Here is a 24,269-nt window from a genome sequence, read left to right on the forward strand (position 1 = left end):
TAAAATGGTATCAGCATCAGCCAGTAAAATATTAAATTACAGCATGCCCCTCAAACCCCTCATATCCATTCTTGCATTGGCGGCTTTGGGCGCCTGCCGGCAGCTGCCTGCCCCGCCGCAGAAAGCGGGATATCTGTTGCTGGAAGACTACCGTTTTCACCAACCCTGCGGCCAGCCGGTGCTTTCCGGCAATATGCCCGGCGGTTATTATTTTGCTTTTGTGCTGACGGACAGCTTACAGGTAGCAGATTGTGTAGATAGCAGCAACCGGGAGCCCGCAGTGCTGCGGAGCGGCCGGGATTTCCTGCTCATCCTGCAAGGCAGCCGGCCTTGCGCCTTTGATCTGCAAGGCATGGAGCTGGCAGACAGTATCCTGAACATCACCCTGGCGGCAGACACGGTTGCCAGGGGCGCCAACATTTGGAAAATAGACGGGGAGGGCGTAAAGCTGATACGGCTTATGGCAGACCCGCTGCATTATGCTTACGTGCCGGGCCCGCAATGGGATGGGATAGCGCCGGGGCTGGAAAGCCTCTACCGGAAAGAACGGTCGGCAGGTGACTGAAAAGAAACCTGCCTTACCCATTTAAGTCATTTTGAGAATCTAAACCTTTGTTATGAGAAAAGAAGTTTGCCGGGAATGCTGAAAACAAAAAAAGGCACTTCTATTTTGATGCCTGCTGAATGACGGGCATCAAAATAGTACAGTGCCTGAAATGGCGGAGTTAATAGTTCGTTAACCAGCCGCCCTGTTTGTTAATTGAACATGTTTACGCAAACATGTTGGTCTAGTCGTTCACAAGAAACGTCACATCATGGGAGCGGCAGTCATCAAACTTTTGGTGAACTTGATGTTAAAGCCACCTTTTTCTCCATAATAGTAACTTTCCTTGTACCTATCGTATTCTATAGGCGCGCCCAGGTCTTTCATGAGTTTGAGGAACTCATAAAGCGTACGTTCTGAAATGCGCATCCGCTTGGCCAGCTGCGAAGGCTTGCCGGTACCTTTGATGCGAATAAGATAGTCGATGGTCTGTAGTCTTTCGAAATAACGCTTTGGCATGGATCAACAGGGGGTTTAAGCTAAATTGTAAATCGGGTTTCAGTCAAAAATTTTATCAGGCCAATGGTAGCAAATGTCTTTAATGTTATGCATATCCCTTGTTGCAATGGATTTATACGGGTAACTGATACTTCGAAGTTAACATACCTCACTGCAACATTTTTACAGTAATTATTTTATCCTGCCTAAAAAAAAGCAACCAATCATGAACGGGACCGGTTGCCTTTTAATCAATGGTTAACATGGGCTTGATGCATATTGTGATAAATATGTGTTCAAACGCATATCCAATATTACGCTCATCTGTTTGTGGTAAATGTTAATGCCGTGTTAAAGAAATGTCATATTTCGGGGTTTTTGTTAACAGAAGTATGAAACCGGGGGTGTCAAAATAATAAGGCCGCCCTTGTATAAAAGCGGCGGCCTGTGGTCGAAAATCAAATTGGAGCGCTAGCGGGTAGCTATATAAAAAGATGATTTCGCTGCAGCAATGTTACAGTGAAAATATTTTTATCAATGTTAATCGGTTGTTAATCACTGTTAACTGTTGATGACCACACGACGGGTTAAAATTGCGGAAGCATCGGCGTAAATAATACCTTTGGAATATTTGCACTTTGTTTACTTTGTCTAAACATCGAAACGGTTCTTTTTTTTACATGCCGCAACACGTTCTAACAGTAAATTGAAGCATGATAAAGCAATTCCTTCTGCTGCTGGTCTGCAGCATTTCAGGCGCCTTTTGCCTGCATGCGCAGCAGCGCGACTGGCTGATAGACAATTCCGCTTACAAGGCCAGGGTAGAAACCGGCCAGCCTGGTACCATCACCCTCAGCAACGGTCTGCTTTCCCGCAGTTTCAGCCTGCGGCAGAACCTGGTGTGTACTGACTACCGCAACCTTATGAACGGGGAGCAGTTGCTGCGGGCCGTACAGCCGGAAGCGCGCGTTACGCTCAATGGTACCACCTACCGTGTGGGCGGCCTTCATGGCCAGCCGCAGCAAGCTTACCTGGTGCCCGCATGGCTGGATACCATGAAAGCCGGCGACGGGGATTTTGTGTACACACGTTATGCCCTGCCGGCAGTGCAGCCTTACGTGCAATGGCAACCGCGGCGCTGGGCCGGTAACCCGCGGCAACCGGCATGCAAGGCGCTTGACCTGGTGTTCACTTCCGGCCAGCCAGCCATGAAAGGAGTAGAGATCACGGTGCACTATAAAGTATACGATGGCATTCCCCTTCTCTCCAAAAGCATCAGCATCCGCAACAACAGCGGCCGGCCGTTGGAGGTAGACCAGGTGGTGAATGAAATACTGGCCGCGCCTGAAGAAGAAAGCGCCGTGGTAGGAAGCGTACAGCAAATGAAAGTGCCGCACGGCATTTACGTGGAGAGCAACTATTCGTTCAACAACGCCATGAAGGCCAGCCTGAGTGACCAGACCACCCATTGGAAAACAGACAGCTCCTACACTTCTCAGGTAAACTATAATTACCAGACGCCCTGCCTGCTGGAAGTGTATCCTGAACAGGGTATTCACATCACGCTGCAGCCAGGCGGAACGTTCAGCTCCATCACTACGTATGAACTGCTGCTGGACAGCTATGACCGGGAACGCAACGGGCTGGCGCAACGAGCCATGTACCGCACCATAGCGCCATGGACCACGGAGAACCCCATCTTCATGCACCTGGTCACCACAGCGCCAGACAAAGTGAAGGCGGCTATTGACCAGTGCGCGGAAACCGGCTATGAAGGCGTGATACTGAGCTTCGGCAGCCGGCTGAACATGGAAGATACCAGCGCCGTCAACATCAGCCGGTTCAGGGAGCTGGCAGATTACGCGCACCGGAAAAATATACTGCTGGGCGGGTATTCCCTTTTTTCCAGCCGCCGCATCAGTGATGAGGATGACGTGATAGACCCGGCCACCGGCAAGCCGGGCGGCGCCATGTTTGGCGGCCATGCGCCCTGCCTGGGCAGTAAATGGGGCATTGCCTACCTGCAGAAGATCAAATACTTCATTAAAGCAACAGGCTTCGATATTTTCGAGAACGACGGGCCTTACCCCGGAGACCTTTGCGCCTCCACCTCACACCCCGGCCACAAAGGTCTTCACGACTCCCAGTGGACGCAAATGGAGCAGCAGAAAAGATTCTACCGGGAGCTGAACGCCATGGGCGTGTACATCAACGCGCCTGACTGGTATTTCCTGGACGGTACGCATAAAATTGCACTGGGCTACCGCGAAGTGAATTTTTCCCTGCCAAGGGAGCAGCAGGTAATACTCAACCGCCAGAATATTTTTGACGGCACCTGGGAAAAAACGCCCGCCATGGGCTGGGGGTTCGTGCCGCTTACCCAGTACCATGGCGGGGGCGCCGCAGCCACGCTGGAGCCGCTGAAAGACCACTTGCATGCCTATGAGAACCTGATGATGCAATACTACGGCGCCGGCGTGCAGGCCTGTTACCGGGGCCCGCGCCTGTATGATACAGACAGCACGAAAAAGCTGGTGCAGCGGGTAGTTAGCTGGTACAAAAAATACCGCAACATTCTCAATGCAGACATCATTCACCTGCGCCGGGCAGATGGCCGGGACTGGGACGGCTTTATGCATGTAAGCCCCCGCCTGCCGCAAAAAGCGCTGGTAATGCTGTTTAACCCGCTGCCGGTAAGCATTACGCGGGAAGTGGCTTTGCCGCTGTACTACACCGGCCTGGATAAAACGGCCAGCATACGGGTACAGGAAGGCCCTGCCCGCAAGTACACGCTTGCGCGCAACTACGCCGCGGCAGTGAAGGTGAACATACCTGCACAGGGTTATACCTGGCTGGTGGTAGAATAAAAGAGATGGAATAAAATACGCATACCGGCCAATATCCTATGAGTGCAGGCTGTTCCGAAAACCTAACTTGTACGCCTCTTAAATCTATATGAGCATGAAACGCAACGTTCTGCTGCTTGTTTGCGGCCTATTGCTGGCAACAAGCGCCACGTCACAGGAAAAGAAACTGTTTAACGAAACACCGCAGCAAAAAGAAAAACGCCTGGCATGGTGGACGAATGACCGCTTCGGGATGTTTATCCACTGGGGTTTGTACGCCCTGCCCGCCCGGCACGAATGGGTGAAAACACGGGAGCAGATACCTGATTCCGTTTACCAGCAGTACTTTGATTATTTTAACCCCGATCTCTATAACCCGCGTGAATGGGCCAGGAAAGCGAAAGAAGCGGGCATGAAGTACGCGGTGATCACCACCAAGCACCACGATGGTTTCTGCCTCTTCGATTCCAGATTCACAGACTATAAAGCTACCAATACGCCCATCAAAAAAGACCTTATCAAAGAATGGGTGGATGCCTTCCGGGCGGAAGGGCTGAAAATAGGGTTCTATTATTCGCTGATAGACTGGCATCATCCTGACTTTACCATAGACCGCAGCCATCCCCTGCGCCCGAAAAATGAGGCGGATTATGCCGTACTGAACAAAAACCGGGATATGGGCAAATACCGCACTTACCTTTCCAACCAGGTAAAGGAGCTGCTCACCAACTACGGCAAAGTAGACATTCTCTGGCTTGACTTTTCATACCCCGGCAAATTCGGGAAAGACCATAACGACTGGAACTCCGTAGAATTGATCAAAATGGTGCGCAAGCTGCAGCCGGGTGTTATTGTGAACGACCGGCTCGACCTGAAAGAGTATGCGGATGGGGGAGATTTTGTAACGCCTGAGCAGTACAAGGTGACCGCCTGGCCCACAGAGAATGGCCAGCGCGTACCCTGGGAAACCTGCCAGACCTTCTCGGGCTCATGGGGCTACTACCGCGATGAAACTACCTGGAAGAACGTAAAGCAACTGCTGGTGCTGCTGATAGAATCTGTGAGCAAAGGCGGCAATGTGCTGCTCAACGTGGGGCCCACCGCCCGCGGGAAGTTTGACAACCGCGCCAATACCGCCTTAAGCGGCATGGGCGCGTGGATGGAGCTGAACGGCCGCGCTATTTACGGCTGCACCCAGGCGCCAGACCAGTACACCCGGCCAGATAATACCCTGCTTACCTATAATCCCGTTACCAAACGCCTGTACGTGCATTTGCTGGACTATCCCCTGCAAAACTTCACGCTGCCGGGGTACAAGGGCAAGATCAAATATGCGCAGTTCCTGCACGATGGTTCGGAGATCCGTTTCAGCGCCCCTGTGGGTCATGGATATAAAACCGGCGGCCTGGCGGAGAACGATCTGAACCTGAGCCTGCCCGTGCTCAAGCCGGATGTAGAGATACCGGTAATAGAGCTGATGCTGGCAGATTAAAAATTGCCGTAAATTATAAATACTGGGAACACTGCGTTAAATTTAGCGCAGTGTTCCTTTTTTTTAGTAAAAACCCGCTCAATGTATGATAAAGAAAATTTTGGCCAGCCTAATACTCGCCGCCGCTGTGGCCGGTATTTGCAGCTTTGTTCCTCCCAAAGCGACCACGCCTAATGTGGTCATCATTTTTATGGACGATATGGGGTATGGCGATCCTGCCAGCTACGGCGGAGGGCCCTACAAAACGCCGAACCTTGACCGTATGGCCGCCCGCGGTATGCGCTTTACGCATTTTTACGCGGCACAAGCCGTATGTTCCGCTTCCCGTGCAGGGTTGCTCACAGGTTGTTATCCCAACCGCATTGGCATTCATGGCGCATTGTTTCCCACGGCGCCTACCGCGCTCAGTAATGACGAAGAGACCATTGCGGAGCTGCTGAAAGCAAAAGGCTACAGCACCGGCATGGTAGGCAAATGGCATTTAGGCAGCAAGCCTCCCTTTTTGCCCCTGCAAAACGGTTTTGACGAGTACCTGGGGCTTCCTTATTCCAATGATATGTGGCCGGTAGATTACGATGGCAAGCCTATTACGGACACCGCCAACCGGCGTGGCAAGTACCCGCCGCTGCCGCTGATTGAGGGTAACAATACACTGCGCATCATCAAAACGCTGGCTGACCAGGCGGAGCTGACCTCTTTGTACACAGAACGCGCCTGCCGTTTCATCCGCGAGCACAAGAAACAGCCATTTTTCCTGTACATGGCGCACAGCATGCCGCACGTGCCCATTGCCGTGTCTTCCAAATTTAAAGGCAAAAGCGGCGCGGGCCTCTTCGGGGATTTGATGGAGGAGCTGGACGCCTCCGTGGGCGCGGTGCTGAAAACACTGGAAGAGAACGGGCTGGATAAAAATACGCTGGTCATTTTCACCAGTGATAACGGCCCCTGGCTGAACTTCGGCAACCATGCCGGCAACACCGGCGGCCTGCGGGAAGGCAAGGGCACCAGCTTTGAAGGCGGCCAGCGCGTGCCCTGCATCATGCAGTGGCCGGGCCAGATACCGGCCGGCGCCGTTACCAGCGCGGTGGCTTCCACTATTGATATTTTGCCTACCGTGGCCAACATCTGCGGCGCAAAAATGCCCGCCAAAAAAATAGACGGCCTTAACATTCTGTCCCTCCTGAAACAGGAAAAAGGCGCTAATCCGCGAGACCATTTTGTGTACTACTATGGCACCAACAACCTGGAAGCCATCCGCAAAGGGAGGTACAAACTGGTGTTTCCCCACAAAGCCCGCACGTACAAAAACAACCTGCCGGGCTACGATGGTTTCCCCGGCGCGCAGCCCAATATTCCCGTTCCCCTGGCGTTGTATGACCTCCATGCAGACCCTGGAGAAACGCTGGACGTGCAGGCGAAGTTCCCCGAAGTGGTGAAGGAGCTGGAAGCGCTGGCAGACCAGTACCGGCAAACGCTGGGAGACGATCTGAAGAATATGAAAGGAACGGAGCGGAGGGAACCGGGAAGAGTGGCCATGAACTGATAAACTGATCACCTGGTTAAAAGCGGGCTGTATCGTATTGATACGGCCCGCTTTTTTTATGGCAGTTCCAGTTCCTGCTCCACAAGATATTCCAGTTGTTACTGAACATTCACCCCGCTCTGTTGTAGTACATGATGTACCCCCTGAAACCCGGCCTGTCCTTTTTCTCTCTGTACATCTCTGCAAAAACCAAAAACTGCTTGTGTATGAAACCATGCTTACTGCTACTGTATTTACTATTCATTTCAAGGCTGGCGGTTGCGCATTACGTGCCCGTAAAAGGCACGGTGAAAGATGCGGAGGGCAACCCCATTCCCGGCGTTACCATCCAGGTGAAAGGCACCACCCAGGGCACCGTCTCCCAGCCTGACGGCACTTATACGCTCGAAGTGCAGGATGCCAACGCCACGCTGCTGTTCTCCTTCATTGGCTACGAACCGCAGGAAATTCCCCTGGAAGGCCGTACCACGCTAGACGTAACACTGGCCACTTCCGCCAGCCAACTGGAGCAGGTGGTGGTGGTGGGTTACGGCACGCAGCGCAAGCGGGACCTTACCGGCTCCATCGGCAGCGTGAAAGGGGAAGAGATCACCAAACAACCGGTGAACACGGCTACCCAGGGCATACAGGGCAAGCTGGCCGGTGTGCAGATCATCAGCTCCGGTGCGCCCGGTTCACAGCCGCAGGTGCGCGTGCGCGGTACGGGCAGCATGCTGGCCGGCGCAGAGCCGCTGTACGTGGTAGACGGTGTGCTCACCAATGATATCCGCAACATCAATACTGCAGACATAGTGACCATGGACGTATTGAAAGACGCATCCTCCGCCGCCATCTACGGCGTAAGGGCGGCCAACGGCGTGATCATCATCACCACCAAACGCGGGCGCGCCGGTACCATGGAAGTGAGCTACAACGTGAACGTAGGCTGGCGCGAAGTGGCCAACCTTGTGAAAATGGCCAACAGCACGCAGTATACGGAATACCTCAGGGATGTGGCGCCAAACGCCAGCATTCCGCCGTATAACGTATCAACTGACTGGTATGATGCTATCCTGCGCAAAGGCTTCCAGCAAACGCACAACATTTCCCTCTCCGGCGGCAGCGAAAAAGTGCTGTACTACTTTAACGCAGGCTATCTCACGGATGCGGGCGTGGTGAACAAGAATAATTTTGAACGGCTCACCATCCGCTCCAATACGGAATACAGCATCACCAAAGAGCTGAAATTTGTAGCGCAGCTGTCTTACATGCGCAACAGCACTGACTATGTAGACCTGCAGGGTATCTACACCAATACCTATCGCGCAGCGCCTGTAATACCCGTGATGCAGAACGGCAAATACGGCAATACGTCCGCATTCGGCAACGTGGGCAACCCCGTGCTCACGTCAGACAAAACAAGCGATAACCTGAAAGAAAGCCGCCTGCAGGGCACCACCTACCTGGAATACTCGCCCTGGACCTTCCTGAAATTGCGCAGCAGTCTGAGCGTGAACCAGGGCGTATTTAACCGCAAACGGTATAACGATAAATATCTTAATGATGAAAGCACCTTCCTGGTGGCAGGCGGCAACCAGCAGCGGCCGGAAAGCCAGCTTACCATGGTAAAGGAAGAAGGCTTGGAATGGGTGTGGGACAATACGGCCACCTACCAGCAACGTTTCGGAGATCATGATGTTACTGCGCTGGTGGGCTTTACCGCGCAGAAGTACCGGGCAGACTACCTGGAAGCAGCGCGGCGCAATGTGCCCAACAGCGTTAACCTCTGGTACCTCATTGCCGGAGACCCCAATACCGCTACGAATACTTCTGACGGCGATATGTACTCCCGTACTTCCGTGCTGGCGCGTGTCAACTACGGGTATAAAGACAAATACCTGCTCACTGCATCTTTCCGGAACGACGCTTCTTCCCGCTTCCCGTCAGATAACCGGCAGGGTTACTTCCCCGCCGTAGGCCTGGGCTGGGTTATTTCCGAAGAGCCTTTTATGAAAGACAGGGAAAACCAGGTGTTCGATTTCCTGAAGCTCCGCGGCAGCTGGGGGCGTATCGGCAACGACAATATTGCTTCCAATCTCTATATACTTACCGCCAACTCCGGGCTGCTGTACTTTTTCAATGGCACGCCTACCCTGGGCACCAGCCTCTCGGACATCAAGAACCGTAACCTTAAATGGGAAACTACGGAAGAATATGATGTAGGCCTGGAATTTTCTACCCTGGCCAAACGCCTCACCGGTGAGGTGAACTACTATCACAAAAAAACGATAGATGCCCTGGTCAGCGTGCGCATACCCGGTTTGCTGGGAGACCCGGACAATGAATACACCACCAACGCCGGCTCTTTCGTGAACAAAGGCTGGGAATTCACCCTGCAGTGGCGCGATAATATTTCGGAAGATTTTAACTACACCTTTGGCGGCAACCTTACGCTGAACGATAACAACGTAACCGGTCTCAACCAGGGCCAGCCGCTGTTCCGCGGCGGCGTAGGCCAGCAGGGGCCTGTTACGCAAACTGCCAGCGGCCACCCTATTGGCAGTTTTTATGTGTATGATGCCGCAGGTGTATTTGTAGATCAGGCGGCGGTAGACGCATGGGTGAATAAAGACGGGCAGAAGCTGCAGCCCAATGCACAACCCGGAGACCTCCGCTATCGGGACACAGATGGCAATGGTGTGATCAATGATAACGACAAGATATTTGCCGGTTCTTACCAGCCCAAGCTCTACTACGGCATCAACGCCGGCCTGAACTACAAAGGCATAGACCTGAGCATGGATTTTTACGGCAATGCCGGCAACAAGATATACAATGGTAAAAAAGCGTTCCGCTATGAGCTGACAGATAACATAGAAGCGTCTTACGCAGATAAACGCTGGACGCCCACGCGCCCGTCTTCCACAGACCCGCGTGCCTTGCTGGCCAGCACGCTGCCTTCCACCTACTTCGTGGAGTCAGGTAACTTTTTCAGGTTGAACAATCTCACGCTGGGTTATACGCTGCCCAAAAGCTGGCTTGATCAGATCAAAATTGAGCGCATCCGCGTATACCTCACGTCGCAAAACCTGTTCACCGTGAAACGGTTCAGCGGCTTCTCGCCTGAAATGATCTCCACCAATCCCAAGGCAGACGGGTTCATTTCCCTGCAAAACTCTACCAGTCCGCTGGAGGCCGGTATTGAGCTGATGCCGTACCCCACCACCAGAACGTACGCAGCGGGGTTGAACGTCACTTTTTAAACCATGCAGGCCGGTTCACCCGGCCGTTAAAAAATATAGCCATGAAAAAACTGATCATACTTGCTGGTATAATGTTTTTAGCGGGATGCAAGGATTTCCTGGACATCCCTCCGCAGGGCCGCGTTACGGAAGAAGAGATAAGAACGAACCCCACCGCCGCGCAAGACCTCGTGAACGGCGTATACAACGTGATGTGGCTGGGCGGCTTTGGCCCCGATGTACATGGCCTGCAGTTTATCACCATCACATCTATTGTGAGTGATGATGCCGACAAAGGCAGCACGCCCACAGACTATGGGCCCGCGCTGGAAATAGATAATTTCACCTACGGCGCTTCCAACGCCAATGTGCAGAACTTCTGGACGGGCTACTACCAGGCCATAGCCCGCGCCAACCAGGCGTTAGACAAGCTGCCGCTGTCTCCGCTGGAAGAAACGGAGAAAAATAAACTGATAGGGGAAGTGCGTTTTCTCCGCGGTTATTTTTATTTTAATCTGGTACGCACCTTTGGCGGGGTGCCCAAGCTGGATAGAGTGCCTACGCCGGAAGAGGCCAATTCTGACCAGTTCCAGACCAGGGCCAGCGCGGCAGAGATCTATGAGCTGATCATCGGAGACCTGCAGTTTGCCGTAGATAACCTGCCGCTGAAGGGCGCCACCCCGGTGGGCCGCATCACTAAAGGAGCGGCAGAAACGCTGCTGGCCAAAGTGTACCTGTACCAGAAGAACTGGCAGAAAGCCTTTGAGCTGTCCAAAGCCGTTATTGATTCAAGGCTGTACGATACCTTGTCCAATTACGCGGACATCTGGCGGGTAAAAGGCGCCAATTCTATTGAATCGATCTTTGAAGTGCAAACGGGTACCAATGCCGCCTGCAACGCCGCTATTGAGCTATACGCCAACAGTCAGGGCATCCGCGCCCGCAGGGGCTGGACGGATTTCGGTTTCGGGTTCAACAATCCCACGGCAGACCTGGCGGCGGCATATGAGCCGGGAGACAAGCGGAAAGATGCCACCATCATCACCATTCTGCCGGCCGGCACCGTGTTGTGGGATGGTTTCAGGGTACCTTCCCGTGATTCTGTGGAGAATGACCGGTATAATTACAAAGCGTACCACAGCCGCTCTATGGAGCCGTATTGCGGCAGTCCCGACCGTACGCCCAAAAACCTGCGGGTGCTGCGATACGGGGAGTTGCTGCTGATCTATGCAGAGGCGGCCAACGAGCTGGGCAATGTTACAGAAGCGCTTGACAAGCTGAACATTGTGCGCAAAAGGGCCGGTTTGCCGAATGCTGCCGGCGGGCAGGCAGAGCTGCGGCTGAAGATATGGAATGAAAGAAGGGTAGAGCTGGCCATGGAGCATGACCGTTTCTGGGACCTGGTGCGGCAGGGAAGGGCAGGGCAGGTAATGCGCGCGCACGGAAAAAATTTCGTGGACGGGAAACATGAATTGTTCCCTATTCCGCAGGAACAGATACTTTTGAGTAATAACAGGTTGACACAAAATCCAGGCTATAATTAATGAGAACATTCCTGACCGTAGTACTGCTGCTCAGTACGTTTATGCAAGCTGCCGCGCAAAAGAGGCCGCAGCTGGGAGATTCCGCTTTGCTCACACTGGTGCAGCAAAAAACTTTTGATTACTTCTGGTCATTTGCCCACCCTGTGTCTGGCCTGGCGCCGGAGCGCACGGCTACGCCCAATGTGGTGACCATTGGCGGCTCCGGCTTTGGCGTAATGGCCATACTGGTAGGGATAGAGCGTGGCTTCATTACGCGCGAAAAAGGGCTGGAGCGGATGCTGAAGATCGTGAACTTTTTATCAAAAGCAGAGCATTACCACGGCATCTGGGCGCACTGGCTGGACGGTACCACCGGAAAAACCGTGCCTTTCAGCCGGAAAGACGACGGGGGAGACCTGGTGGAGTCTGCCTTTATGTTCCAGGGCCTGCTGGCCGTGCGCCAGTATTTTGACCGTGACGTGCCTAAGGAAAGGGAATTGCGCAACAAGATCAACAACCTCTGGCGGGATGCTGAATGGGACTGGTATACGAGAGACGGACAGGATGTATTGTACTGGCACTGGTCTCCCAACAACGGATGGGCCATGAACCACCAGGTGCGCGGCTGGAACGAATGCCTGATAGCTTATGTGCTGGGTGCTTCATCTCCCACTTATCCCATCTCTCCCCGCGTGTATCACCGCGGCTGGACCGTGAGCAACCATTTCCTGAACGGCCGGGAGTACCTGGGCATCAAGCTGCCGCTGGGCTTTGATTACGGCGGCCCGCTGTTTTTTACGCACTACTCTTTCCTGGGGCTTGACCCGCGCGGGCTCAAAGACCGTTATGCGGATTACTGGGAGCAGAACCGCAATCATACACTCATTAACCGGCAATACTGCATCAACAATCCCAAAAAGTACAAGGGCTACGGCGCAGACTGCTGGGGGCTGACCGCCAGTGACAATCACCAGGGCTACAGCGCCCATTCTCCCACCAATGACCTTGGCGTGATCACGCCTACGGCCGCTCTTTCCGCTTTCCCGTATACGCCTGAGTACTCCATGCAGGCCCTCAAATACTTCTATAATAAGGTGGGCAACAAGCTGTGGGGCAAATACGGGTTTTACGATGCGTTCAATGAAACCGTCAACTGGTACGACCATCAGTACCTGGCTATTGACCAGGGGCCCATTGTAGTGATGATCGAAAACTACCGGAGCGGGCTGCTGTGGCGGCTTTTCATGAGCTGCCCGGAGGTAAGGCAAGGGCTCCGTTCACTGGGTTTTACCAGTCCCGCGGTGCCCGCCGGCTAAAATTTTAGCAGGTACATGTGAATTTATTACTAGTAAAAGATAAAATAAAGGCTAAATAAGTGCAACCGATTGCATAATTTGCATATCATATTCAGGGCGATAAATTTTATCCCCGCAGCCAGAATAATGCAAACGTTTGCAACAAATCTAAACGCACGGTCATTCAACTAAACTTTTTTTAAATATGCCCTCGGAGGGCACCGCGTTATGAAAACTAGGTCATGTTTATTTTTATTCTGACATGCCTTTGCTGCATTCCATGGGAAAGTACAGTATGTAGATGAACTGTACTCCCATGGAGCAGCCGTTTCAGCGCCCTTTTAATTCACGCTACATGAAGAGATTATTTTTTCCTGTTTTCTTATTGGTCACAATGTCTATGCCGGGGTTCAGCCAGGACCCCTTGCTGAAGCTCTGGTACCAGCAGCCGGCAAAGAACTGGAATGAGGCGTTGCCCGTCGGGAATGGCCGCGTTGGCGCTATGGTGTTCGGACAGGTACAGGAAGAAAGATTGCAGCTTAACGAAGGTTTTTTATGGAGCGGCGGCCCGCGGGACGGGAATAATCCCGGCGCCAAAGCCATGCTGCCCAAAGTGCGGGAAGCATTGTGGAAGGGGGAGTACATGCTGGCAGACTCGCTCAGCCGCCAGATGCTGGGCCCTTATTCTGCCCGGTACATTACGCTGGGAGACCTGCTGCTGCGCAACACGGCGCCCGCGGGTAAACCGGAAAAATATGAACGCAGCCTTGATCTGAATACGGCCATAGCCACCGTAAAATATACAGATAAAGGGGTGGAATACACGAGGGAAACCTTCGTCAGCTACCCTGACCAGTTGCTGGTGATCCGCTGGCGGAGCAGCCGCCCCGGCGCCCTGAATTTTCATGCCGGGTTCAACAATCCGATGCCTTCAAAGATCACCAAACGCAGCGATGCGCATGTAGTAATGAGCGGCCAGGCGCCATCTTACGTGCCTCACCGCCCATATGAAAAAAGGCAAATAGAGTATGATGGCAAGACAGGCACCAAATACGAAGTGCATGTACAGGCCAGTCTGAAAGGCGGCAGCAGCAAGGCAGACGCACAAGGGCTGCAGATCAGCAACGCTACGGAAGCGGTGCTGCTGGTGTCTATCGGCACCAGTTACAACGGCCCGTTCAAAAATTCTGCTACGGAAGGCAAAGACGCTGCGGCGGCCGCACTGCAATACCTGTCGCGCTCCAAAACCTATGACGCTTTGTTAAAAAGCCACCTGGATGACTATACGAAGCTCTTCAACCGGGTACGCCTCGATCTGGGGGATGACGGCAGCTCATCCAAAGCCACGGATACCCGCCTGATAGCATATACCAAAGCCGGCGGCAACCGTGATCCACAATTGACCACCCTGCTCTACCAATACGGCCGTTACCTCATGATAGCCGGTTCCCGCAAGGGCGGCCCGGCCATGAACCTGCAAGGGCTCTGGAATGACAAGATGCAGCCGCCATGGGGCTCCAACTATACTACCAACATCAATACTGAAATGAATTACTGGCCGGCAGAAACGGCCAACCTCAGCGAATGCGCGCAGCCCTTGTTCGAGTTCATAGGCCAGCTGGCGCAAAATGGCCGCAAAACGGCCACGGTGAACTATGGCATGAAGGGCTGGGCCGCGCATCATAACGCAGACATCTGGGCGCTCACATCCCCCTCCGGCGGCTTTGACTGGAAAGACCCGAAGGGAGACCCGCGCTGGGCTATCTGGCCCATGGCGGGCGCCTGGTTCTGCCGCCACCTCTGGGAGCATTACACCTACACCGGTAATACCGCTTTCCTGCGTACTACGGCGTATCCGCTGATGAAAGGCGCTTCGGAGTTTATGCTGGACTGGCTGGTGAAAAACCCGGAAGGGCAATGGGTGACCAATCCTTCCACTTCCCCGGAAAATAATTTCCTCATCAATGGCCAGCGCAAAGGCTCCGTGAGCATTGCCTCCACCATGGATATTTCCATTATACATGATCTTTTCACCCGCACCATTGCGGCAGCGGAAGAGATCAAAACAGATGCGGCGTTTGCCGCCCGGCTCAGACAGGTGCTGAAAGAGCTGTATCCGCTCCACACCGGCCGCCTTGGCCAGCTGCAGGAATGGTACCTGGATTGGGATGATCCTAATGACAAACACCGTCATCTTTCTCATCTATATGGTTTGTTTCCCGGCAATATGATCAGTCCCCGCAGGCAGCCGGAACTGGCGGCAGCCGCCAAACGCAGTCTTGAGCTGCGCGGAGACGGCGGGACCGGCTGGTCCAAGGCCTGGAAGATCAACTGGTGGGCACGGCTGGAAGATGGTGACCATGCTTACCTGATGCTTAACAAACAATTGTTCCTGGCGGAGTCAGACTCCATCAGCGTGGCAGACAACAGCGGCGGTTCTTACGCCAATCTGTTTGATGCGCACCCGCCCTTCCAGATAGACGGCAACTTTGGCGTTACTTCCGGCATCACGGAAATGCTGGTGCAAAGTCATGACGGCGCCATTCACCTGCTGCCCGCGCTTCCTTCAGCATGGCCTGACGGCAGCGTGAAAGGGTTGAAAGTAAAAGGCGGCGGAGAAGTAGACATCACCTGGAAAAACGGGAAACTTGCCGCAGCGGAGATCCGCTTTGACGGCTCGTTTGGCGGACAGTTCACCTTGCGCACCTTTGAGCCGGTGAAAGTAGCTGCACCAACTACCGGACAGGCCCCGCAGAAATCTTTCAAAGACTACGGCACGGCGGTGAACAAGGTGGTCAAAGACCGGGGCCAGCTGCCTGCGTTACCACTGAAAAAGGTATACGATACCAATATTACCATCACCAAAGGCACCATGAAGATTACAGTGATATGAACCGCAGGATGAATAGAGGATGGCTGGCAGCAGCACTGCTGGGACTTTCAGTACAGGGTTTTTCCCAGTACAAGGGAGATGATGACGGTATTCTCATGCAGCAAGCTGCCGCGAGAGACAGCGTGGCCATGGCAGACGCCGTGCACGGCTGGTGGAAAGCTTCCATGAAAGGCCACAACAGCCGCATTGCCTGGTGGAGAGAAGCGAAATTCGGATGTTTTATTCACTGGGGCGTGTACTCCGTACCGGGCGGGGAGTGGAAAGGCAAAAAGGTAGGCGGCTATGCGGAACACCTGATGCGAAAGGAAAAGATCTCCAGGGAGGAGTACAGGGAAAAACTCGTCCGCACTTTCAATCCTGTGGAGTTTGACGCGGAAGCATGGGTGAAGCTGATCAAAGAAGCGGGCATGAAGTACCTGGTGATCACCGCCAAACATCACGATGGCATTGCCATGTACCCTTCCGCCATTGGCGATTACACCCTTTCGCAGAGCGCATTCAAACGAGACCCTATGCAGGAACTGTCAGACGCCTGCAAAAAATACGGCATCCGCTTCGGGTTTTATTACTCCCATGCTTTTGACTGGGAACACCCGGATGCGCCGGGCAATGACTGGGACTACAACAATCCCGGTGGGGACAAGAACCTTTTCGGGGGTACCAACTGGTATGACCATCACCCGGAGCTGCTGCCGAAAGCGGTGAAGTATGTAAATGAAAAATCCATTCCGCAGATACAGGAACTGCTGAAAAAATACCATCCGGATATTATCTGGTTCGATACGCCGCATAAGCTGCCCCTGTCTGAAAACATCCGCATACTCCAGGCCATCCGGGAAACAGACCCGAACGTGGTGGTAAACGGGCGCCTGGCGCGTAGTTCCGCAGTGTCTTTCGGGGATTATAAGAACACGGCAGACAGGCCTGCGGAATTTTATCCCGTGGAAGGAGACTGGGAAGCCATTCCCACTACCAACGAATCTTACGGGTATTCCCGCTTTGACAACAGTCACAAGCCGCCGGGTTTCTTCATTCAGCTCATGGCAAAGGCAGCCGCCAAAGGCGGTAACCTGCTGATGAACATTGGCCCAATGGGCAATGGCCTGATTGACCCGCGGGATACAGTGATACTGCACGGCATCGGGCAGTGGATGGGCAAATATGGCGAGAGCATTTACGGCACTACGGCGCTGAACAGGCATGAGCAGTATTGGGGTGTTATAACGCGAAAGAACGCCCGGGCATATCTCCATGTTTTTGAGTGGCCGGCCAACGGCAAGCTGGTGGTGAACGGTATCAGCGAAATAAAGAACGCTGTCCTGCTGGGTAACGGCAAACCGCTGCAGGTAAAGAAAACAGCGCCCGCCCGTTGGGAAATTGCCGTGCCCGCCACAGCGCCAGACCCTTACAACAGTGTGGTGAAAATTACTACTTCCGGCGGCGAAGAACCGGTAGTGCCGCGCCTGCTGGCTACCAGCGGCTCGGCCAACACGTTGCTGGCCTTTGATGCGGAGCTGCAGGGAGAAGGCTGGGCTTATGGAGACGGGAAAGCCGCAAAATATTACGTGCAGCGCTGGAGCAGCAAAACGCAAACCTTGCGTTGGCAGGTGACCACAGACGCACCGGTGCGGTATAAAGTGAAGATCAAATACGCTGTAGATGCAGGAACAGAGGGTGCTTTCCGCTTGCTGGCAGACGGGAAAGGCGCGGAGTATGCGGTGAAGCCGGCGGCAAAGGGAGAAAATATAGTGGAGCAGGAGCTGGCAGATATATTGCTTGCGCCCGGCCATCATATTTTACAGATTGAACCGGTCAACATCAAGGGAAAAGAACTGATGAAATTATTCGGGATCACATTAACGCCGGCAGGCCGGCAATAAAAAAGACAGAACATCATGAAACAACGGCTGCTGATCATCATTGGTATATTGCTGACGCAACTGGCGCAGGCGGCAGATACAGACTGGCTGAAAGAGGCGGTGATAGTACGCCGGGCAGACATTATGGCCAAGGCCGAATGGGCCATGCAGCAACAGCCCGTAACCGTTACCGCATCCCGCTGTGAACGCAGCGCCGGTGGCCTGCACGATTTTTATTCGGAAGGGGATTACTGGTGGCCCAACCCCGTGCATCCAGATAGTCCGTATATCCAGAAAGACGGGCAAACCAACCCGGATAATTTTCTGGCGCACCGCCAGGCCATGGTGCGCTTCAGCCGGGTGGCCGGCGCATTGGCTGCGGCCTATGTAGCCACCGGCGATAAAAAATACCTGGCGCATGCGCTCACGCATATACGCGCATGGTTCGTTACACCCGCTACCCGCATGACCCCGCATTTGCTGTACGCACAGGCCATCAAGGGCAGGGTTACCGGCCGCGGCATCGGCATCATAGATACGGTACATTTTCTGGAAGTAGCGCAGGCGCTGCGTATCATGGAAAAAGCAGGCGCCATTCCTCCCGCAGACCTCTCGGCTGTTAAAGAGTGGTTTGCCGCCTATCTGAAATGGATGACGGAGCATAAATACGGCATTGACGAAATGAATGCCGCCAATAACCACGGCACCTGCTGGGTGATGCAGGTGGCTGCCTTTGCGAAGTTTTTGAACAACACCGAATGGCTCAACTTCTGCACAAAACGGTATAAAGAAGTGCTGCTGCCCCGGCAAATGGCAGACAATGGCAGCTTCCCGCTGGAGCTGCGCCGAACAAAACCTTACGGTTACGCGTTATTTAACCTGGACGCAATGGCTACCGTTTGCCAGATACTCAGCAGCTCCGGCAATGATCTGTGGACGTACACCGAAACAACAGGAAAATCAATATCCAAAGGCATTGCGTACATGTACCCTTATGTAAACAACAAAAACACCTGGCCTTTTGCCAAAGACGTGATGTATTGGGACGAGTGGCCGGTGGCACATCCCTTCCTCCTTTTTGGAGCGGCGGCTTACAATAACAAAGACTATTTCACTCTGTGGCAGCGGCTGGAACATGACCCGCAGGTGGAAGAAGTACTGCGCAACCTGCCGGTTCGCAATCCTGAAATATGGATGGTGAAATTATAAACGTAAAAAGATAATCATAAACGTAGTAAAGATTTTACTGTAGACGTGGAATATGATAACGCCGGTCTCGTCTGAGCCGGCATCTTTTTTCTACAGCTCTTTCAGCAACTGCTGCGCCCGTTCGTAGTTGTCCGCCCCTTCCGGGATTTTCAGCAGCCACTCCCGGCATGCTTTCCGGTTCCTTTGTTTCAGATAGCTCAGCGCTGTATAAAAAGCCCCGTCATATTTAAACGCAGACGAGCCGTTATAGATGATCTCAAGATCAGGCCGGGAAAGCGCCGGCTGGTGGTTTTCAAGATAAGCCAGGCCCCTGTACAGCCGTGCATAAGCATCATCTGGCCGCTGCCCGAGCACCGTATTGAGTGAGCTGATGGCGGCAGGGTAGTGGCGGTGGTTGAATTGCAGGGCGGCCTGCTCCATGGTGCTGTCAGGTTCTTCACCGCGCTCCTCGGGTGTCATCATGGCTTCGGAGGCGTACTGGATAGAAAGGTCACGCTTCCAGGGGCCCAGGAATAACAACAACGCAGCTACGATAGCCAGGGAAGCGATTCCGATTGAAAAGCGCCGAAGCTTCACCACGGCAGAGCGGGCACGCAGCTTTGACACTTCACTTGTCTGCGCAGCCGGTACACGACGCTGCAGTTCTTCCTGCAAGGCCGGTTCCACCCGCAGCCTGTCTTCAAAGGCCTGCCTCGCCGCCTCACTCATATCTCCTGAAATGTAGCGGTCTATCAGCTCATGATCAAGCGTGTTCATGTCAATCCTTTTTTTCTACAGCCGAGGGAAAAATTACCTGCACCAGCCTGTAAAGGACGTCCCGCAATACCTCCGCGTCAGATTCTCCTATGATGCTGGTGTAATATCGCTGCACCTCATGCACCACTTTGTTGGTATCTATCACCAGTTGTTTGCCTTTGTCACTCAGAAAGATCACCGTAGCCCTGTTGTCTGTTTCATGTTTACGGGTATAGATGTACCCGGTAGCCTCCAGGTTTTTTACCACTTTGCTCATGGCCTGCTTGGTAATGCGTGCTTTCTTGGCCAGTTCATTGTTAATAGTGCCTTCCTGCGAAATGTTCACAATGAGCACCATGTCTCCAATTTTAAAGTCTTTGTAACCAGCTTGTTGCAGTTTTTCCGTAAGCCGGGCGTCGAAGTCCTTTTTCACGATGCTAAGCAGCCGTATCAGTAAACGGGGCCGGTTGGCCACTATTTCGGCCAATTGTTGGTCTAAGGTCGCTGTGGTCATATAACAGTTGTTTGAGGCTGAATTGTCATGCAAAGATAATAATTTACCTATATAGTCAACTTAATTGTCTAATATGGTAAGCTTGGTTTACCTTTGCGTCCATCAAATACAATACTACAAAACACATACTACAATGGAAACTGCAAATTCCAATCCAAGCCCGCGTAAGGGTAAATTAGCGGTGCGTCTTATTTTCATCGGCATCCTCATATTGGCCGGTATTTTCGGCGTTCGCCAGTGGTTGTACGCCCGTCATCACGAAACTACGGACAACGCCCAGGTAGAAGGCCATGCGGCCCCGGTAATTGCCCGCGTGTCTGGTTACGTGAAAGACCTCTACGTGCAGGATTACGGCACGGTAAAACAAAAAGATACCCTCCTGGCCATTGATGATGAAGAGTACCGCATTGCGTTGCAGCAGGCCGAGGCGGATTATCGTCAGGCCGTGGCAGACCTGCAAACGGCAAAGGCCAACCTGGGCAATGCACAGGCCGGTATTGACGTAGCCAATGCCAATGCACAGGTGGCGCTGGTACACAAAAACAAGGCGGCGGCAGACCTGAGCCGTGACCAGAACCTGTTTAACGACCAGGCTATTACCAACCGCCAGCTGGATGACACCAAGGCTGCCAGCCTCACCAGTGAAAAACAATACCAGGCTGCGCAGGACAATATCACCCTGGCCCGTTCCGGCGTACAGGTAGCCACGGCCAAAGTGGCCCAGGCGGAAGCGCTGGTTGCCAGCAAACAGGCAGCTGTGGAGCAAATGAAGCTCAAGCTGGGCTATACCAGCATTACCGCCAACATTTCCGGCCGCATCGGCAAAAAGAACGTGGAGCCGGGCCAGTTTGTGCAAGCCGGCCAAAGTCTTTTCACTATTGTGGATGAAAACGGTTTTTACATTGTGGCCAACTTCAAGGAAACACAACTGGCGCATATTCACCAGGGCCAGGAAGCGGAAATTGAAGTGGACGGCTTCAGCGATCTGAAGCTGACGGGCCATGTTACCGCCATCTCCAAAGCTACCGGCGCCAAATTTTCCCTGCTGCCGCCAGATAATGCTACCGGCAACTTTGTGAAAATCGTGCAACGGGTACCTGTTAAAATTTCTATCGATAACGCAGACCAATACCTCGACAAGCTCCGTGCAGGCCTGAGCGTGGAAGTGGCCTTAAAATACTAGCCATATGTCACCCAAACCGAAAGGATTTGCCAAGTGGATCATAGTGGCCACGGTCATTTCGGCTACCATGCTGGAGCTGATAGACACCACTATTGTGAACGTGGCATTGTCGCAGATCAGCGGCAACCTGGGCGCAACCATTGAAGATGCCTCCTGGGTCATTACCGCCTATGCAATTGCGAACGTGATCGTGATCCCCATGACGGGCTTCCTGGCTTCGTACTTCGGGAGGAAAAATTACTACCTCGCGTCCATCCTCATCTTTACCTTTTCTTCCTACATGTGCGGCAACGCGGGCGGGCTCTGGGAGCTGGTAGCCTGGCGCTTTCTGCAGGGCGTAGGCGGCGGGGCGCTGTTATCTACCTCTCAGTCCATTCTCTTTGATACATTCGAAATATCTGAAAGACCTATTGCCTCGGCCATTTTCGGGATGGGCGTGATCATTGGTCCCACCATAGGCCCTACCCTGGGCGGCATCATAGTAGACAACTACCACTGGTCGCTCATCTTTGACATTAACGTGCCGGTGGGCATCATTGCGGCGTTCCTGGTATTCAATTACATTGACAAGCAGCCCAATGAGTACAACATCAACCGCAAGGCCATCAAGATAGATTATGTGGGTATTCTGCTGCTGATCATCTGGGTGGGCAGCCTGCAGTACATACTGGAGAAAGGACAGTCTGAAGACTGGTTTGCGGCCCCTCATATTGTAGTGCTTACAGTTGCGGCGGCGGTGGCCTTCATCCTGTTCATATGGTGGGAGCTGAGAACGGATGCGCCGGCGGTTAACCTGAGCGTACTGAAAAACCGCACCCTGGCCATTACCACGCTGCTTACCTTCATCATGGGCATGGGCATTTATTGTTCCATGTTCGTATACCCGGTATGGATGCAGCGCATCATGGGCTTTACGCCCACACTCACCGGTGAGTCATTATTTCCCGGCGCTATTATGGCGGCGGTGATGATGCCGCTGGTGGGCAAGGCCATACAACGCGGCGTACCGCCTAAATACCTGATCACCGCAGGCTTCCTCACGTTTGCCATTTTCTGTTTCTGGATGTCTGGCGCCAGCCCGGAGGCAGGTGTGCTCTTTTTCTTTACACCACTGCTGCTGCGCGGCGTAGGCTCGGCCATGCTGAGCGTACCGCTCACCAACCAGGCGGTATCTGGCCTGGCGCCGCAGGAAATGCCGCAGGGCATTGCCATCAACAACATGCTGCGGCAACTGGGCGGCTCTTTCGGTATCGCCTTTATGAACACCTATGTGGCGCGGCAATACGCGCTGCACCGCACGCAGCTATTGAACTATGTAACGGCAGACAGTCCGCAGGCCATAGACCGGCTCAACCAGACTGCCGGCGCCCTGACGGGTAAAGGCATCAACCCGCTGCAGGCGCACCAGGTGGGCCTGAATATACTGGACGGGCTGGTAACCAAACAGGCGTATGTACTGACGTACCTGGATGCTTTCCGCATTGTGGGCATCTTCTTCGTGTGCGTGCTGCCTTTAATGTTATTCGTCAAAAAACGTAATCTCAGCGCAACGGCCATGAAAGAAGCGGCAGAGCATGCGCACTAATAAAACACATTACAACAGATGAAAAAGATATTATTCATGATCTGCACCGTTTCCGCCCTGGGGGCTTCCGCCCAGCAGGTACCGGAAAACCTCAAAAGCATGGTGCAGCATACTTTCGATCATTTTGCGAAAATAAAAGCAATGGAAACGCAACAACGCATTGCGGCAGACCAGACGCAGCTGGCCAAAGCCAGTCGCCTGCCGGAAATCAGCGGCGTTGCCTCCTATAACCATGTATACCCGGTGCCCAAGGTGCAATTGCCGGGCAGCGATTTTACCTTTCAGCCGGTACCTTCAGAAAATGTGAACGCCGGCGTGGAAGCACGGCAATTGCTGCTGGATTTCGGCAAGTCAGGCAGCCAGATCAAACAAAGCGAGGCTCAAGCCAGCTTGCTTACCCTGCAAACGGCGGAGCTGCGGGAGCAGCTGGCTTACCAGGTGGCCAACGTGTACCTGGGCATTGCATTCCTGAACAACAACATTGCCGTGCAGAACGCCAACATCCACCTGCTGGAAGAAACGGAGCATATGGTGGAAAACAAGCTGAAGCATGGAGACGCTATTGACCTTGACCTGCTGAACACGCGCGTGAAGCTGGAAACTTACCGCAACCGCAAGGTAGATTACGAGAATTCCCTGCAAAAACAACTGGCCAACCTGGAGTACCTCACCGGCGAGCCGTTGCAAGACTCCATCAGCACATCATTTGAATGGCCCGCACCGGTTGTGCAGGTGGCAGATGACTATAATAGCAATGCTACTGTAAAGTCTTCACTGGAGCAGGAGAAAGTGGCGGAGCTGGGGCTGGATGCGGCCAAATCGCAATATAAACCATCTCTCTTCCTGGATGCCGGTACGGGTTTTAAAAACGCCTACCTGCCTGATATCAACACACCAAAATTCAATTACGCCGCGGGCGTAAGCCTTTCCGTGCCCATTTTTCACGGTAAGAAGCTGCGCACGCAGGAACATATGGCTGCCGCCGAAGTGGAAGTGGCCAAGTGGAACACGAAGAGTATAAAAGATAATATACGGAAAGAGGTGCTGCAGCAGCAGTCAGATATTGCGGCCAACAAACAGCGGCTGCAAACTGCGGAGGTACTGCTGCAGCAGGCGCAACGCGCGCTGGAGCTGGCGCAAAGCCGCTACAGGAACGGGGTGATCACCTATCTCGACCTGCAGAACGCGCAAACCTCCATGCTGGAAGCGCAGCTGTCAAAAATACAATACCAATACCAGTTGTCTGTTTCAAGCCTGGCATTGTTACAACTGAATGGCAATGAGTTCTGGAAATAGAACTTGTTGTTTTTGTAGTGTGTGTTAATAGAA

At 53.3% G+C, this 24,269-nt stretch carries 16 protein-coding genes; 13 read left to right on the forward strand and 3 right to left on the reverse strand.

Going from position 1 to position 24,269, the window contains the following annotated elements; translation table 11 throughout:
- The first annotated feature begins 43 nt into the window (after positions 1 to 43).
- A complete protein-coding gene (locus ABDW36_RS07615; RefSeq protein ID WP_343701285.1) occupies positions 44 to 565 on the forward strand; it encodes a hypothetical protein in 522 nt (173 codons plus the stop codon).
- A 243-nt stretch (positions 566 to 808) separates the two neighbouring features.
- On the opposite strand, the gene ABDW36_RS07620 is transcribed toward ABDW36_RS07615, so the two are convergent.
- Positions 809 to 1,063, reverse strand: coding sequence for an HTH domain-containing protein (locus ABDW36_RS07620; RefSeq protein ID WP_343701286.1), 255 nt, complete (start codon positions 1,061 to 1,063; stop codon positions 809 to 811).
- Between the two features lie 692 nt (positions 1,064 to 1,755).
- Between ABDW36_RS07620 and ABDW36_RS07625 the strand changes: the two genes are divergently transcribed.
- The 9 genes from ABDW36_RS07625 (at position 1,756) to ABDW36_RS07665 (ending at position 18,923) form a co-directional block, all read left to right on the forward strand.
- A complete protein-coding gene (locus ABDW36_RS07625) occupies positions 1,756 to 3,909 on the forward strand; it encodes an alpha-galactosidase (RefSeq protein WP_343701287.1) in 2,154 nt (717 codons plus the stop codon).
- Between the two features lie 94 nt (positions 3,910 to 4,003).
- Positions 4,004 to 5,380, forward strand: a complete 1,377-nt coding sequence (locus ABDW36_RS07630; RefSeq protein WP_343701288.1) for an alpha-L-fucosidase — start codon at positions 4,004 to 4,006, stop codon at positions 5,378 to 5,380.
- An 85-nt stretch (positions 5,381 to 5,465) separates the two neighbouring features.
- Positions 5,466 to 6,923, forward strand: a complete 1,458-nt coding sequence (locus tag ABDW36_RS07635) for a sulfatase (protein ID WP_343701289.1) — start codon at positions 5,466 to 5,468, stop codon at positions 6,921 to 6,923.
- Between the two features lie 206 nt (positions 6,924 to 7,129).
- Positions 7,130 to 10,165: a TonB-dependent receptor gene (locus ABDW36_RS07640; protein WP_343701290.1), complete on the forward strand. Its 3,036-nt coding sequence runs from the start codon at positions 7,130 to 7,132 to the stop codon at positions 10,163 to 10,165.
- A 41-nt stretch (positions 10,166 to 10,206) separates the two neighbouring features.
- Positions 10,207 to 11,688: a RagB/SusD family nutrient uptake outer membrane protein gene (locus ABDW36_RS07645; protein ID WP_343701291.1), complete on the forward strand. Its 1,482-nt coding sequence runs from the start codon at positions 10,207 to 10,209 to the stop codon at positions 11,686 to 11,688.
- Positions 11,688 to 12,983, forward strand: a complete 1,296-nt coding sequence (locus tag ABDW36_RS07650; RefSeq protein WP_343701292.1) for a glucoamylase family protein — start codon at positions 11,688 to 11,690, stop codon at positions 12,981 to 12,983. Before ABDW36_RS07645 ends, ABDW36_RS07650 begins: the two co-directional genes overlap by 1 nt.
- A gap of 334 nt (positions 12,984 to 13,317) precedes the next feature.
- Positions 13,318 to 15,855 carry a glycoside hydrolase family 95 protein gene (locus ABDW36_RS07655; protein WP_343701293.1) on the forward strand — a complete coding sequence of 846 codons (2,538 nt, stop codon included), beginning with the start codon at positions 13,318 to 13,320 and terminating at the stop codon, positions 15,853 to 15,855.
- Positions 15,852 to 17,735, forward strand: a complete 1,884-nt coding sequence (locus tag ABDW36_RS07660; RefSeq protein ID WP_343701294.1) for an alpha-L-fucosidase — start codon at positions 15,852 to 15,854, stop codon at positions 17,733 to 17,735. The genes ABDW36_RS07655 and ABDW36_RS07660 overlap by 4 nt, the downstream gene beginning before the upstream one ends.
- 15 nt (positions 17,736 to 17,750) lie before the next feature.
- Positions 17,751 to 18,923: an alginate lyase family protein gene (locus tag ABDW36_RS07665; RefSeq protein ID WP_343701295.1), complete on the forward strand. Its 1,173-nt coding sequence runs from the start codon at positions 17,751 to 17,753 to the stop codon at positions 18,921 to 18,923.
- A 90-nt stretch (positions 18,924 to 19,013) separates the two neighbouring features.
- Here ABDW36_RS07665 and ABDW36_RS07670 read toward each other — a convergent pair whose 3' ends face one another.
- Together ABDW36_RS07670 and ABDW36_RS07675 are read right to left on the reverse strand one after the other, a co-directional pair.
- On the reverse strand, positions 19,014 to 19,679 hold the full coding sequence (locus ABDW36_RS07670; RefSeq protein ID WP_343701296.1) for a hypothetical protein: 666 nt from the start codon (positions 19,677 to 19,679) through the stop codon (positions 19,014 to 19,016).
- A gap of 1 nt (position 19,680) precedes the next feature.
- Positions 19,681 to 20,172, reverse strand: coding sequence for a MarR family transcriptional regulator (locus ABDW36_RS07675; protein WP_343701297.1), 492 nt, complete (start codon positions 20,170 to 20,172; stop codon positions 19,681 to 19,683).
- 133 nt (positions 20,173 to 20,305) lie between these two features.
- On the opposite strand from ABDW36_RS07675, the gene ABDW36_RS07680 reads away from it, so the two are divergent.
- The 3 genes from ABDW36_RS07680 to ABDW36_RS07690 are packed head-to-tail and all read left to right on the forward strand — an operon-like array spanning position 20,306 to position 24,236.
- Positions 20,306 to 21,355, forward strand: coding sequence for an HlyD family secretion protein (locus ABDW36_RS07680; RefSeq protein WP_343701298.1), 1,050 nt, complete (start codon positions 20,306 to 20,308; stop codon positions 21,353 to 21,355).
- A gap of 4 nt (positions 21,356 to 21,359) precedes the next feature.
- A complete protein-coding gene (locus ABDW36_RS07685) occupies positions 21,360 to 22,940 on the forward strand; it encodes an MDR family MFS transporter (protein ID WP_343701299.1) in 1,581 nt (526 codons plus the stop codon).
- 18 nt (positions 22,941 to 22,958) lie between these two features.
- A complete protein-coding gene (locus ABDW36_RS07690) occupies positions 22,959 to 24,236 on the forward strand; it encodes a TolC family protein (protein WP_343701300.1) in 1,278 nt (425 codons plus the stop codon).
- The last annotated feature ends 33 nt before the right edge of the window (positions 24,237 to 24,269 follow it).

The organism is Chitinophaga sp. (genome assembly GCF_039596455.1).
Taxonomy (GTDB): Bacteria; Bacteroidota; Bacteroidia; order Chitinophagales; family Chitinophagaceae; genus Chitinophaga.

Bases quoted from the DNA above. Each gene is read 5' to 3' on its own strand.
- ABDW36_RS07675 (WP_343701297.1), bottom strand. From the start codon at position 20,172: ATGACCACAGCGACCTTAGACCAACAATTGGCCGAAATAGTGGCCAAC.
- ABDW36_RS07630 (WP_343701288.1), top strand. From the start codon at position 4,004: ATGAAACGCAACGTTCTGCTGCTTGTTTGCGGCCTATTGCTGGCAACA.
- ABDW36_RS07655 (WP_343701293.1), top strand. From the start codon at position 13,318: ATGAAGAGATTATTTTTTCCTGTTTTCTTATTGGTCACAATGTCTATG.
- ABDW36_RS07650 (WP_343701292.1), top strand. From the start codon at position 11,688: ATGAGAACATTCCTGACCGTAGTACTGCTGCTCAGTACGTTTATGCAA.
- ABDW36_RS07625 (WP_343701287.1), top strand. From the start codon at position 1,756: ATGATAAAGCAATTCCTTCTGCTGCTGGTCTGCAGCATTTCAGGCGCC.
- ABDW36_RS07620 (WP_343701286.1), bottom strand. From the start codon at position 1,063: ATGCCAAAGCGTTATTTCGAAAGACTACAGACCATCGACTATCTTATT.
- ABDW36_RS07680 (WP_343701298.1), top strand. From the start codon at position 20,306: ATGGAAACTGCAAATTCCAATCCAAGCCCGCGTAAGGGTAAATTAGCG.
- ABDW36_RS07660 (WP_343701294.1), top strand. From the start codon at position 15,852: ATGAACCGCAGGATGAATAGAGGATGGCTGGCAGCAGCACTGCTGGGA.
- ABDW36_RS07635 (WP_343701289.1), top strand. From the start codon at position 5,466: ATGATAAAGAAAATTTTGGCCAGCCTAATACTCGCCGCCGCTGTGGCC.
- ABDW36_RS07665 (WP_343701295.1), top strand. From the start codon at position 17,751: ATGAAACAACGGCTGCTGATCATCATTGGTATATTGCTGACGCAACTG.
- ABDW36_RS07615 (WP_343701285.1), top strand. From the start codon at position 44: ATGCCCCTCAAACCCCTCATATCCATTCTTGCATTGGCGGCTTTGGGC.
- ABDW36_RS07670 (WP_343701296.1), bottom strand. From the start codon at position 19,679: ATGAACACGCTTGATCATGAGCTGATAGACCGCTACATTTCAGGAGAT.
- ABDW36_RS07685 (WP_343701299.1), top strand. From the start codon at position 21,360: ATGTCACCCAAACCGAAAGGATTTGCCAAGTGGATCATAGTGGCCACG.
- ABDW36_RS07690 (WP_343701300.1), top strand. From the start codon at position 22,959: ATGAAAAAGATATTATTCATGATCTGCACCGTTTCCGCCCTGGGGGCT.
- ABDW36_RS07645 (WP_343701291.1), top strand. From the start codon at position 10,207: ATGAAAAAACTGATCATACTTGCTGGTATAATGTTTTTAGCGGGATGC.
- ABDW36_RS07640 (WP_343701290.1), top strand. From the start codon at position 7,130: ATGAAACCATGCTTACTGCTACTGTATTTACTATTCATTTCAAGGCTG.